At 66.2% G+C, this 13612-nt stretch carries 10 protein-coding genes; all 10 read left to right on the top strand.

Annotated features, from left to right (window positions below; translation table 11 throughout):
* The first annotated feature begins 48 nt into the window (after positions 1 to 48).
* The 10 genes from NY1_RS21970 to rpoB all read left to right on the top strand — a co-directional run bounded on the left by NY1_RS21970 (position 49) and on the right by rpoB (position 13530).
* Positions 49 to 813, top strand: a complete 765-nt coding sequence (locus NY1_RS21970; RefSeq protein ID WP_233041687.1) for an ABC transporter permease — start codon at positions 49 to 51, stop codon at positions 811 to 813.
* On the top strand, positions 810 to 2162 hold the full coding sequence (locus tag NY1_RS21965) for an MCE family protein (protein ID WP_067716484.1): 1353 nt from the start codon (positions 810 to 812) through the stop codon (positions 2160 to 2162). Before NY1_RS21970 ends, NY1_RS21965 begins: the two co-directional genes overlap by 4 nt.
* Positions 2159 to 3247: an MCE family protein gene (locus tag NY1_RS21960; protein ID WP_174567210.1), complete on the top strand. Its 1089-nt coding sequence runs from the start codon at positions 2159 to 2161 to the stop codon at positions 3245 to 3247. Before NY1_RS21965 ends, NY1_RS21960 begins: the two co-directional genes overlap by 4 nt.
* Positions 3248 to 4255, top strand: a complete 1008-nt coding sequence (locus NY1_RS21955; RefSeq protein ID WP_067716481.1) for an MCE family protein — start codon at positions 3248 to 3250, stop codon at positions 4253 to 4255.
* Positions 4256 to 4257: 2 nt separating this feature from the next.
* Positions 4258 to 5517, top strand: a complete 1260-nt coding sequence (locus NY1_RS21950; RefSeq protein ID WP_439956030.1) for an MCE family protein — start codon at positions 4258 to 4260, stop codon at positions 5515 to 5517.
* Positions 5514 to 6737, top strand: a complete 1224-nt coding sequence (locus NY1_RS21945; RefSeq protein ID WP_067716478.1) for an MCE family protein — start codon at positions 5514 to 5516, stop codon at positions 6735 to 6737. The genes NY1_RS21950 and NY1_RS21945 overlap by 4 nt, the downstream gene beginning before the upstream one ends.
* Positions 6734 to 7972 (top strand): MCE family protein, encoded by a 1239-nt coding sequence (locus NY1_RS21940; protein ID WP_067716476.1) that lies wholly within the window; start codon positions 6734 to 6736, stop codon positions 7970 to 7972. Before NY1_RS21945 ends, NY1_RS21940 begins: the two co-directional genes overlap by 4 nt.
* 52 nt (positions 7973 to 8024) lie before the next feature.
* Positions 8025 to 8852 carry an Rv1363c family protein gene (locus NY1_RS21935; protein WP_084535210.1) on the top strand — a complete coding sequence of 276 codons (828 nt, stop codon included), beginning with the start codon at positions 8025 to 8027 and terminating at the stop codon, positions 8850 to 8852.
* A gap of 13 nt (positions 8853 to 8865) precedes the next feature.
* Positions 8866 to 9567, top strand: coding sequence for a hypothetical protein (locus NY1_RS21930; RefSeq protein WP_067716473.1), 702 nt, complete (start codon positions 8866 to 8868; stop codon positions 9565 to 9567).
* 477 nt (positions 9568 to 10044) lie between these two features.
* Positions 10045 to 13530 carry a DNA-directed RNA polymerase subunit beta gene (gene rpoB / locus NY1_RS21925; RefSeq protein ID WP_067716471.1) on the top strand — a complete coding sequence of 1162 codons (3486 nt, stop codon included), beginning with the start codon at positions 10045 to 10047 and terminating at the stop codon, positions 13528 to 13530.
* Positions 13531 to 13612 lie beyond the last annotated feature (82 nt).

Below are 13612 nucleotides of genomic sequence, written 5' to 3'. Positions count from 1 at the left end.
GGTGCCCTCAAAGCGCCGGTGCACCTGGTCGACAAAGCCGGCGATCAGATGTCGTTCTATTCGCGGGCCATCGCCTGGATTCCGCGCACCGTCGTGCATTACCGCAAGGAAGTCATGCGGCTGCTGGCCGAAGTGACTTTCGGTTCGGGCGCATTGGCGGTCATCGGCGGCACCATCGGCGTGATCGTGTTCATGTCGGCCTCGGTCGGCGTGGTGGTCGGCCTGCAGGGCTTCAAGGCCCTGGACGCGCTGGGTTCCGGCGTGCTCACCGGCTTCCTGACCGGCTACATCAACACCCGTGAGCTGGCGCCCCTGGTTGCGGCACTGGCCCTTTCGGCGACGGTCGGTTGTGGTTTCACCGCGCAGCTGGGCGCCATGCGTATTTCCGAGGAGATCGACGCGCTCGAGGTGATGGCGGTGCCGTCGGTGCCGTTCCTGGTCACCAGCCGCGTCATCGCCGGATTCGTCGCCGTCATTCCGCTGTACGTGGTCGGCCTGCTCGGCACGTATGTGGCCTCACGATTGATCAGTATTTATTTCAACGGTCAATCCAGTGGTTCCTACGACCACTATTTCCAGCTCTTCCTGCCACCTGAAGACGTCGTCTATTCGTTCCTCAAGGTGCTGGTCTTCGCATTCGTCATCATCCTGGTGCACTGCTACTACGGCTTCAATGCCAGTGGCGGCCCGGCGGGCGTCGGCGTGGCCGTGGGCCGCGCGGTGCGCGCCGCCATCGTGCTGATCAATGTGCTCGATTTCTTCCTGTCCCTGGCGATCTGGGGCACGACCACGACGGTGCGGGTGGCCGGATGAGCAACCCGGAGCGCGTGCAGTTCTGGCGCAAGACCGAGAAGCTGCGCAGCCGTACCCTCGGCGTGCTGTTCTTCGTGGTGGTGGCGCTGTTCCTGTGGACCACCATCGCCATCTACAACAAGCAGTTCGTGGACACCGTCCGGGTCAACCTGATCACCGACACCGTCGGCAACGCCCTCACCCGCAATGCGGACGTGAAGGTGCGCGGGGTGAATGTCGGTGAGCTGCGGTCGAGTTCGTACGACGGCAAGAACGTCACCCTGGACTTGGCCATCGATCCGGCCAAGGCCGATCAGATCCCGGCCAATGTGACGGCGCGACTGCTGCCCAAGACGCTGTTCGGCGAGCGCTACATCGATCTGGTGTGGCCGGAGAACCCGAGCGGGCACCTGACCGAGGGCGCGACCCTGCATCAGGACACCACCGGCAATGCCATCGAGGTCAGCCAGCTGCTCGACCACATTCTGCCGCTGCTGCAGGCGATTCCGCCGCAGTACCTGTCCTCCACCCTGGGCGCGCTCTCGCAGGCGCTGCAGGGCCAGGGCGAGGAGCTGGGCAAGACGGTGGAGCGCCTGGACGAGATCTTCAAGCAGGTGAACACGGAACTGCGGACGCTGCAGGAGGATCTGCGGCTGTTCGCGGACGTCGCCGAGACCTACAGCGATGCCGCGCCGCAGCTGGTGGACGCGCTGGACAATCTGCGCACCACCAATGCCACCATCGTGCAGAAGCGTTCGCAGATCGACACCATGCTCGCGGTGCTCACCCCGAGCTCGGCGACGCTGGCCGACTTCCTGCTGACCAACCGCGACAACATCATCGACGTGGCGGCGGATTCGCGGCCCGCGCTGGAAGCGCTGGCCAAGTACTCGCCCGGCTACACCTGCGCGCTGAAGAACTTCGCGCAGATGAAGCCGCGCATCGACGAACTGTTCGGCAAGGGCACCGATCTGCCCGGCTCGCGCGTGACCGTCGAGATCGTCAATCCGCGCGGCCGGTACGTGCCCAATCAGGACGAGCCGCGCTGGTTCGATCCGCGTGGGGCCATGTGCATTCCGGAGTACCCGCTCAATGTCGATCCCGGCCAGTACACCAACGGCTCGGCCAATGACGGCTCCTACCAGCCGCCCAGCCGCACCCCCGGTGACCAGGCCATCGGCCTGCAGCCGTCGCCGCAGTACCGGATGTACGGCCCGTACGACGTGACCACCGCCGGATCGAAGCAGGAGCAGCAGACCCTGGGCACCATCTACGGCGCGGCGCACGGTGTTTCGCCGCAGCAGGTGCCGAGCTGGATCACCAAGATCGCGGCTCCGGCCTTCCGCGGCAGTGAGGTGAGCGTTCGATGAAGGATCTGCTGCGCGGCCTCGGCGGCACGCTGACCAAGTTGATCGCGTTCATCCTGGTGACGGTCGCCGCCACCACGGTGCTGGCGCTGACCATCGCCAATTACGGTGGCGGCGGGACCAAATTCAATGCCCGCTTCACCGATGTGACCTCGCTGAACCCCGGTGACGAAGTGCGCATCGCGGGTGTGCGGGTGGGCAAGGTGTCCAAGGTTTCGATCGTGGACAAGCGCCTGGCCAATGTGGAATTCGAGATCACGGACCGCGATTGGCTGCCCGCCTCGACCACGGCGACCATCAAGTACCGGAACCTGGTGGGCCAGCGCTACATCGCGCTGGAGCAGGGCACCGGCCAGCAGGGGCGCAAGATCACCAAGGGCGCCACCATCCCGCTGGAGCGGACCACGCCGGCGCTGAACCTGACCGAACTCTTCAACGGGTTCCGGCCGCTGTTCCAGACGCTGACCCCCGACGATGTGAACAAGCTGTCCTACAACATCATTCAGGTGTTCCAGGGCGAGTCGGGGACCATCACCGAGCTGGTGCAGAACACCGCCTCGCTGACCAACAAGATCGCCGACAAGGACGCGGTGATCGGCGAGGTCATCAAGAACCTGAACGCGGTGCTCGATGCCATCAACGCCCGCGACGGGCAGCTCGACCAGCTCATCGTGAACACCGAGGCGCTGATCACCGGACTGAACGCCGAACGCGGCACCATCGGCTCGGCCGTCAGCTCGCTGGGCAATCTGGCCTCGGCGACCGCGGACCTGCTGGTGCCGGTGCGGCCGAACCTGCAGGGCGCCATCGCGGGGCTGAACCAGTTGACCGGCACCCTGAACAGCCGCCAGGACGAGGTCGACGAGGGCCTGACCAACCTGCCCATCAAGATGGACAAGCTGGGCCGCGCCGCCTCCTACGGTTCCTGGTTCCAGTTCTACCTCTGCGGTATCGACATCGTCGCCGGACCGGGCCTGCCGGACGCGCAGGGCCTGAATCTGCCCGCGGCGGTGGCGAACATGCCGACGATCAATCAGCCGATCTACACGAACCCGGCTCCGCGCTGCCACGGGAAGGGAGGCCGCTAGATGGACGACCGCATTGTGCTGGGCAAGCGCAGTCCGGCATTCATGGGCGGCATCGGCCTGCTCATGGTGCTGCTGGTGACCGTGTCCGCGTTCAGCCTGGACAAGCTGCCGATCATCGGCGCGGGCACCAAGTACACCGCCGAGTTCTCCGAGGCCGCCGGGCTGAAGAAGGGCAACGAGGTGCGCATCGCCGGCGTCAAGGTCGGCACCGTGCAGGACGTGAGCCTGGACGGGGACAAGGTGCTCGTCGACTTCCGCACCCAGGACGCCTGGATCGGCGACGAGACCACCGCCTCCATCCAGATCAAGACCCTGCTCGGGCAGAAGTACCTGGCGCTCGATCCCAAGGGCGCGCACGCCGCGGATCCCTCGAAGGCGATTCCGTTGTCGCGCACCGTGTCTCCCTACGACGTGGTGGACGCCTTCAGCGATGCCGCCCGCAATGTCGAGGAGACCAATACCGAACAGCTGGCGCAGTCCTTCCAGGTGCTGTCGCAGGCGTTCTCGGGCACCCCGCAGGAACTGCGCGGCTCCATCGACGGCGTGGCGCGGCTCTCGGAGTCCCTGGCCAAGCGTGACGATCAGCTCAAGCAGTTGTTCGCCGCCACCAAGAAGACCTCCAAGGTGCTCGCCGATCGCAATGCCGAATTCGAGCGGCTGCTGGCCAACGGCGGACAGCTGCTGGCCGAGCTGAACGTGCGGCAGTCGGCCATCTCGCAGCTGCTCACCGGTGCGAAAACCATTGCGGCCGAACTGACCGCGCTGGTGGCCGACAACGAGGAGCAGATCGGCCCGGCGCTGACCAACCTGCAGAAGACCATCGAGATCCTCAACGACCATCAGGCCGATATCTCCAAGACGCTGACGCTGGCGGCCCCGTTCTACGGGCTGTACGCGAACGTGCTGGGCACCGGCCGCTGGTTCGACGCGGTGATCACCAACCTGATTCCGCCCGCGCTGCCGGAGATTCCGGGCGACCGTGCGCCGATCCGCAAGATGGGAGGCTGATCGTGGCGAAGAACCCGTTGACCGCTCTGCAGGCGTCGAGCCGGAAGAGCAAGATCACCGCCGCGGTGGTGGCCGTGGCCGTGCTGGCCGGCGGGCTGGCGTGGTGGGGTTACGGCAAGCTCAACACCACCACCATCACCGCCTACTTCGACAAGTCGGTCGGCATCTACGAGGGCTCGGACGTCCGGGTGCTCGGCGTGCCGGTCGGCTCGGTGAAAGAGGTCACGCCGGAGGGCGAGCAGGTCAAGGTCGTCATGCAGGTGGATCGTCGCTACGACATCCCCGCCGACGCCAAGGCCGCGCAGATCACCCCGTCCGTGGTGTCCGACCGGTACATCCAGCTCGCCCCCGCGTACAAGGGCGGCCCGAAGATGGGGCGCGAGGCCACCATCCCCAAGGACCGCACCGCCACGCCCGTCGAGGTGGACCGGCTCTACAAGAGCATCGCGGAACTCTCCGATGCGCTGGGCCCCAACGGCGCCAACAAGGACGGCGCGCTGAACGAACTGGTGCGCACCTCCTCGGCCAATCTGGCCGGCAACGGCGACGCGCTCGGCAACAGCTTCACCCAGCTCTCCAAAGCCGCCAAGGCGCTGTCGGATTCGCGCACGGACATCTTCGACACGGTGAAGAACCTCAACGAATTCGTGCGCATGCTGGCCGAGAACGACAGCCAGGTGCGGGAATTCAATACCCAGCTGGCCTCGCTGTCGGGCTTCCTGTCCGACGAGCGGCGCAATCTGGGCGATGCGCTGAGCCTGCTGTCGGTGGCGCTCGGCGACGTGGCGCGGTTCATCGATAACAACCGGGACCTGGTGCAGTCCAACGCGGAAGCGCTGACCAAGCTCACCAAGACCCTCGCCGATCAGCGCGAGGACCTGGCCAAGGCGCTGCCGCTGATCCCGACCGCGCTGAGCAACCTGATCAACGTGCACAACGGTGAGACCGGCACGCTCGACATGCGACCCAACTTCACCGACTTGCAGGACCCGTTCGGCGTCATCTGCAAGATGCTGGATCTGGGCAAGCTGCGGCCGGGCGATCCCAAGTTCGATGCCATCTCGGCGCAGATGCGGCCCATCCTGGACGCCTGCACCACCATCACCGGTCAGCTCACCGCGGGCGTGAAGACGCCGTCGCTGGTGCTGCCGTTCGGCATCCTCAGCGGTGACAACATCCAGCGCAACGCGGTACCGGGCTCGGTGCCGGGCACGCCCTCCAATCAGGAAGCGCCGTCGCAGCAGGAAGGTGGACAGCGATGAGCGCCAAGCGCATTCGCACCGTCGCGGTCGCGGCCTCGCTGGGCGCGGTGACCCTGCTGGCCACCGCCTGCGGCAACGGGGCCTACAGCATTCCGCTGCCGGGCGGGCCGAACGTGGGCGGCGATCCCATGCACATCAATGTGCAGTTCTCGGATGTGCTGGACCTGGTGCCGCAGTCGACCGTCAAGGTGGACGGCGTACCGGTCGGGCGGGTCGACAAGATCGAGCTCACCCCGGACGGCTGGACGGCCGAGGTCAAGACCATCGTCAATCGCGATGTGAACCTGCCGGCCAATGCCCGCGCCGAGGTGAAGCAGACCAACCTGCTCGGTGAGAAGTTCATCGAACTGTCCGCGCCCTCGCACGATCCGTCGCCGGAGAAGCTGACGGACGGCTCGACCATCAAGGTCGAGAACACCCGCACCGCGACCGAGACCGAACAGGTGCTGGGCGCGCTTTCGTTGCTGCTCAACGGCGGTGGCGTGGCGCAGTTGCAGCCCATCGTGACCGAGCTGAACAAGACCCTGGACGGGCGTACCGACAAGGTGCGGTCGCTGCTGGAGCAGGCCAACACCCTGATCGCGGGCCTGGACAAGCAGGTCGAGGACATCACCCGCGCGCTCGACGGGCTGGACAAGCTGAGCGGCCGGGTGAGCCAGCAGACCGGCAAGATCGCCGGGATCCTGGACGAACTGCCCGAGGGCATCAAGATCCTGAACGAGCAGCGGCCGGAACTGATCGGACTGCTCACCCAGCTGGATCGGGTGGGGCAGGCCGGTTTCGACGTGCTGAACCACTCCAAGGACAACCTGATCACCGATCTGTCCTCGCTGCGGCCCACGCTGCAGGAGCTCGGCAAGTCGGCCGATGACCTGGTGACCGCGTTCCCGCTGGTCCCGACCTATCCGTTCCCGGACGAATCGATCAAGTCGGCGTTCGGCGGGCAGGTCAACACCTGGCTGTCGGTGGATCTGGAGATCGGCACCCTGCTGTCGAATCTCGGTGTGGGCAAACCGAATCCGGTGTACTTGCCGCCGAACGGCCGGCAGGTGAACGTGGATCCGAGCAACCCGTACTACAACGGCAACGGCCCGCGCGGCGGCTGGCCCACCATTTCGCTGCTGCCGCTGCCCAATACGGTGGTCGCGCCGGCGGCCGGCATCGGCCCGACCGATCCGCTCGGCTCCATCCTCCAGCAGCTGGGAGTGGCCCCGCGATGAGCAAATTGGTACGCAACCAGCTGATCGCCTTCGCCGTCATCGCCGTGCTCGGCGTCGCCTTCGTCGGCGCCAAGTACGTGCGGCTGGACAATATGCTCGGCTTCGGCCTGTACCACGTGAAGGTGCAGATGCCGCAGACCGCCAATCTGTCCAAGGGCGCGGAGGTCACCTACCGCGGCGTGCCCGTCGGCCGGGTCGGGGATCTGGAGATCTCCTCCGACGGCGTGGTCGTCACCCTCGATATGGACTCCGGCGCGCCCAAGGTGCCCGCGAGCGCGAAAGCCGTGGTGGCCAATCGGTCCGCCATCGGCGAGCAGTACGTGGATCTGGTGCCCGACAGCAACAGCTCGCCGTATCTGAAGGAAGGCTCGGTGATCGTCGGCGCCACGCTGCCGATCCCGGTGGAGGACCTGCTCGCCAGCGTCGACCACTTCGTGGCCACCACCGACCTGGCGGCGCTCAGCACCACCGTCACCGAGCTCGGCAAGGCGTTCAACGGGCAGGGCGACAATCTCAAGGTGCTGGTGGACTCGCTCAACAAGTTCACCCAGACCGGCATCGAGAACCTGCCGCAGACCCTGGCTTTGATCCGCAATGCGCGGACCGCGCTGAACACCCAGTCCGAACAGTCCTCGTCCATCCGCACTTTCAGCGACGGCCTGGACAAGCTGACCGCGCAGCTGCGCTCCAGCGACCCGGACATCCGGCGGCTGATCGGCACCTCCACCGAGGCCGGCGATCAGATCCAGCGCCTGCTGCAGGAGAGCGGACCGGCCCTGACCGAGGACCTGTCCAACCTGCGCACCCTGCTGCTCACCGTATCGCCGAAGTTCTACGCGCTCGGACCGGTGCTGCAGATGCTGCCACTGCTGTCCATCGGCGCCTCCGCCACCGCCCCCGGTGACGGCACCACCCACTTCGGCCTGGTGCTGGAAACCAACAATCCGCCCGCGTGCACGGTGGGTTACGAAGGGACGCAGGCGATCCTGGCGCAGGAGAAGGCGCGCAATCCCAACTTCGACGATTCGCGCGACGACTTCCCGTTCAATACCGAGGCCAAATGCGCTGTGCCGCAAGGCAGTGAGACCGCCGTCCGCGGCGGGGCGCGCGCCGAGCTGGCCGACCCGTCGGTGCCGCAGCCGTGGGACGACAAGCCGAAGTACGACCCGGAGAAGCTCAATCTGAACCCCGTCGCCACCCAGCTGGCGACCCTCATGGGCGTCACCCCCAAGTGATGATGCCCGCAGCCCGAGCGTTACCGCGCGGAAAGGACAGTATGGTGGCGGCGTGAGCCAGCAAAAGGACAGCGAACTGGGGGAGAACCCGGAGCAGCCGGCGGAGACGACGGCACCCGCGAGCGAACCCGCAGCCGCCGCACCCGATGCCCAGGCTCCGGCCGAGCCGGACTCGCCGTCACCGCAGCCGTCTTCCGACAAGGAAGCGACCGAGCCGGTCGCCGCCGCGCCGGGCAAGAAGAAGGAGCGGGCCGAGCGTCCCGCGCCCCAGCCGGGCGCGGTGGATCCGAGCGTCAAGCAGGCCGTGACCATCGGCGCGATCGCGCTGGCCGTGGTGGCCGCCGTGGCCGCGGCCTGGTTCGGCGGCACCTGGATCGTGGGCGGGCTCATGCACGATCGCCCGCGCGCCCAGGCCCGCGACGCCGCGCTCACCGATGCCCGGCAGGCCGCCATCAACCTGATGACGTTCGACCCGAACAATGTCGACGGCTCGCTGCAGAACATGATCTCCTCCACCACCGGTCAGCTCCACGACGAGCAGACCAAGGATCTGGAATCGCTGAAACAGCAGGTCACCGAGGCCAAGACGAATATGCAGTCGACCGTCGAGGGCGCCACCCTGACCGCGCTCAACAGCGAACTCGACCACGCCTCGGCCTATGTGGTGCTGCGCATCAACCGCAGCTGGCCCGGCGGCCAGCCCGCCGCCTTCCGGCAGTCCTGGTCGCTGGACATGGTGAAGGTCGGCGACGTCTGGAAGGCCGAGAAGGCCCAGAACCTCGGCAACCCGGTGCAATTGGACTCCGGCGCGCTGCAGCAGAACGGCGCGCCCGCCACCCCGGCGCCGTCCACCACCGCCGCCCCGGCCCCCGGTAACTAGGAGGGAGCGATCCATGGCCAACAAACGACCCGTCAATCGCGTCACCTCCCAGCGCCGTCCGGCCGCCCAGCGCAGCTCCGGCCGCGTCGGGGGCAATACCGCCCGCCCGGCGGCCCGGCCGGCCGAGACGACGGCTCCCGCGGGCAAGGGCGCGAAGGTCCGGATGTCGAAGGACACCGCGCGCCCCGCGCCGCGGACCGAGTCCGCGGCATCTTCCGCAAGCTTCTGGCAGACCTGGCGCGTGGCGATCGGCTGCGGTATCGCCGCGGTCGCGCTGGCCGTGCTGGCGATCGTCGGCTTCCTGCGGCCCGGCGTCGACGACGGCAATCTGGCCTACGTCGACAACTCGGCCACCGATGAGGTCAAAGCGGCCGCCCAGCACGCCCTCACGACCCTCTACGGCTACAAGGCCAAGGAGATCGACAAGTTCAAGGACAACGCGCGCACGGTCCTCACCGGCCAGATGCTGGCCGACCTGGACAAGTACGCCGACACCGGCCTGGACGTGATCAAGCAGACCGATACCGACACCCAGGTCACCACCGACCCGCTGGGCGTCACCCTGCTCACCGATGATCGCGCCGAACTGCTGGTCAACCTGAACATCTCGGCCGTCAAGAACGGCAGCCCGCAGGCCCTGGCCTCGGGCCCGATCGTGCTGCGCATGCAGAAGGTCGACGGCAAGTGGCTGGCCTCGGAGATCGCCGACAAGTAGTCGCCGTCGTGCCCGGTACGAGGGCATTTCGCGGCGTCCGCAGGTGATCTTGCAGGGAGACAGGCGATCTCGCGTTTTGTCAACTCGTGCCGCCACTTGACGAGTTTCGCTCCAGCCGTCACGCTATTCACAACAGCGGCGGCTGTCACAGGGGACCGGACGCCGACGAGGACTGGGAAGCGCAGCCAGCGGACCCCGGGATCGCGTCGGATTACGGTGTGAAATCCGCCACATAACACCCGGCGCGCCGGTCATTGCAGGTGACGCGAGCGGTGGTACTTTGACACCCCCTGGGGTATGGGTGTAATTTTGGACGTTGCGCTGGCTGCCTCCTGTCCACACCTCGATCGCTACGACGAAAGTTCCACCTTCCGGTGTTACTTCCGCTGTTTGCTGTTCGGGTTTCGTTCGGGTCGTAACCAGCGGAATTCGTAGCAGACAAGCGACGGTCGCGGACCACCACGCGACGCGCGTTAGGTGCTGGAAGGACGCATCTTGGCAGTCTCCACCCAGACCAAGGCCGGTATTCCCGGAGCCCCGAAGCGGGTGTCTTTCGCGAAGATTCGTGAACCTCTGGAGGTTCCCGGTCTTCTCGATCTACAAACCGAATCTTTCGCCTGGCTGGTCGGCTCAGCGGACTGGCGTGAGCGTGCTGCCGCGCGCGGCGACGTCAATCCCGTCGGCGGCCTCGAGGAAGTGCTCGAAGAGCTCTCCCCGATCGAGGACTTCTCGGGCTCCATGTCGCTGTCCTTCTCCGATCCGCGCTTCGAAGAGGTCAAGGCCTCCATCGAGGAGTGCAAGGACAAGGACATGACCTACGCGGCGCCGCTCTTCGTCACCGCGGAGTTCATCAACAACAACACCGGTGAGATCAAGTCTCAGACGGTCTTCATGGGTGATTTCCCGATGATGACCGACAAGGGCACGTTCATCATCAACGGCACCGAGCGCGTGGTCGTCTCGCAGCTGGTCCGTTCGCCCGGTGTGTACTTCGACAGCTCGATCGACAAGTCCACCGAGAAGACGCTGCACTCCGTGCGCGTCATCCCGTCGCGCGGCGCGTGGCTGGAATTCGACGTCGACAAGCGCGACACCGTCGGCGTGCGTATCGACCGCAAGCGCCGCCAGCCGGTCACCGTGCTGCTGAAGGCGCTCGGCCTGACCGCCGAGGAGATCACCGAGCGTTTCGGTTTCTCCGAGATCATGATGTCCACCCTGGAGAAGGACAGCACTCCGGGCCAGGACGAGGCGCTGCTCGACATCTACCGCAAGCTGCGTCCGGGCGAGCCGCCGACCAAGGAGTCCGCGCAGACCCTGCTGGAGAACCTGTTCTTCAAGGAGAAGCGCTACGACCTGGCCCGCGTCGGCCGTTACAAGGTCAACAAGAAGCTGGGCGTCAATGCCGGTGTGCCCGTTCAGGGTTCGGTGCTGACCAAGGAAGACATCGTCGCCACCATCGAGTACCTGGTCCGTCTGCACCAGGGCGATCGCTTGATGACCGTGCCCGGCGGCGTCGAGGTGCCGGTCAACGTCGACGACATCGACCACTTCGGCAACCGTCGTCTGCGTACCGTGGGCGAGCTGATCCAGAACCAGATCCGGGTCGGCCTCTCGCGTATGGAGCGCGTCGTGCGTGAGCGCATGACCACCCAGGACGTCGAGGCCATCACGCCGCAGACCCTGATCAACATCCGTCCCGTCGTGGCCGCGATCAAGGAGTTCTTCGGAACCTCCCAGCTGTCGCAGTTCATGGACCAGAACAACCCGCTCTCGGGTCTGACCCACAAGCGTCGTCTGTCGGCGCTGGGCCCGGGTGGTCTGTCCCGTGAGCGCGCCGGCCTGGAAGTCCGAGACGTCCACCCGTCGCACTACGGCCGCATGTGCCCGATCGAGACCCCGGAAGGCCCGAACATCGGCCTGATCGGCTCGCTCTCGGTCTACGCGCGGGTCAACCCGTTCGGTTTCATCGAGACCCCGTACCGCAAGGTCGAGAACGGCCGCGTCACCGACGAGGTCCGCTACCTCACCGCCGACGAGGAGGACCGCGAGGTCCGCGCCCAGGCCAACTCGCCGGTCGACCTGGACGGCAACTTCATCGAAGAGCGCGTGCTCGCGCGCCGCGGCGATGAGGAAATGGAATACGTGGCCCGCAACGAGGTCACCTACATGGACGTCTCGCCGCGCCAGATGGTGTCGGTCGCGACCGCCATGATCCCGTTCCTCGAGCACGACGACGCCAACCGTGCCCTCATGGGCGCGAACATGCAGCGTCAGGCCGTGCCGCTGATCCGTTCCGAGTCGCCGCTGGTCGGCACCGGTATGGAGCTGCGCGCCGCCGTCGACGCCGGCGACGTGGTCGTGAACGCCAAGGCCGGTGTGGTGGAAGAGGTTTCGGCCGACTTCATCACCGTCATGCACGACGACGGCACCCGCCGCTCGTACCGCCTGCGCAAGTTCGAGCGCTCCAACCAGGGCACCTGCGCCAACCAGCGTCCGATCGTGGACGAGGGCATGCGCGTGGAGGCCGGGCATGTGCTCGCCGACGGCCCCTGCACCGAGAACGGTGAGATGGCGCTCGGCAAGAACCTGCTCGTGGCGATCATGCCGTGGGAAGGCCACAACTACGAGGACGCGATCATCCTGTCGCAGCGCCTCGTGGAAGACGACGTGCTCACCTCGATCCACATCGAAGAGCACGAGATCGACGCGCGCGACACCAAGCTCGGCGCCGAGGAGATCACCCGGGACATCCCGAACGTCTCCGACGAGGTCCTGGCGGACCTGGACGAGCGCGGCATCGTGCGAATCGGCGCGGAGGTCCGTGACGGCGACATCCTGGTCGGCAAGGTCACCCCGAAGGGCGAGACCGAGCTGACCCCCGAAGAGCGCCTGCTGCGCGCCATCTTCGGTGAGAAGGCGCGCGAAGTCCGCGACACCTCGCTCAAGGTGCCCCACGGTGAGTCCGGCAAGGTCATCGGCGTGCGCGTGTTCTCGCGTGACGACGACGACGATCTGCCCCCGGGCGTCAACGAGCTGGTCCGCGTCTACGTGGCCCAGAAGCGCAAGATCCAGGACGGCGACAAGCTCGCCGGCCGCCACGGCAACAAGGGCGTCATCGGCAAGATCCTGCCGCAGGAAGATATGCCCTTCCTGCCGGACGGCACCCCGGTCGACATCATCCTGAACACCCACGGTGTGCCGCGTCGTATGAACATCGGTCAGGTGCTGGAAACCCATCTGGGTTACATCGCCAAGACCGGCTGGCAAGTCGAGGGCACTCCCGACTGGGCCCGCAACCTGCCGGAGGAGATGATCGGTCAGCCCGCTGACACGAACATCGCCACCCCGGTGTTCGACGGCGCCCGCGAGGAAGAGCTGACCGGCCTGCTGGGCTCGACGCTGCCGAACCGCGACGGCGACAAGATGATCAACGACGACGGCAAGGCCATCCTGCTGGACGGCCGCTCCGGCGAGCCGTTCCCGTACCCGGTCTCGGTCGGCTACATGTACATCCTGAAGCTGCACCACCTGGTCGACGACAAGATCCACGCGCGTTCGACCGGTCCGTACTCGATGATCACGCAGCAGCCGCTGGGTGGTAAGGCGCAGTTCGGTGGTCAGCGTTTCGGCGAAATGGAATGCTGGGCCATGCAGGCGTACGGCGCGGCCTACACCCTGCAGGAGCTCCTCACCATCAAGTCGGACGACGTGGTCGGCCGCGTGAAGGTGTACGAGGCCATCGTCAAGGGCGAGAACATTCCGGAGCCGGGTATTCCGGAGTCGTTCAAGGTTCTGCTCAAGGAACTTCAGTCGCTGTGCCTGAACGTGGAGGTGCTGTCCTCCGACGGCGCCGCCATCGAGATGCGCGACGGCGATGACGAAGACCTCGAGCGTGCCGCGGCGAACCTGGGTATCAACCTGTCCCGCAACGAGGCTGCGACGGTCGACGACCTGGCGCAGTAAGAGCGATCGGTCCGGGAAGGCCGCTCATTTTTACGAAAAGCCTTCCCGGGCAACGGATTTAGCGAACTTTTGCTCATACTCA

The organism is Nocardia yamanashiensis NBRC 100130, from assembly GCF_001613325.1.
Classification (GTDB): domain Bacteria; phylum Actinomycetota; class Actinomycetes; order Mycobacteriales; family Mycobacteriaceae; genus Nocardia; species Nocardia yamanashiensis.
The sequence above is the reverse complement of the archived record's forward strand: the minus strand, read 5'-3'. Positions and strand labels throughout refer to the sequence as shown.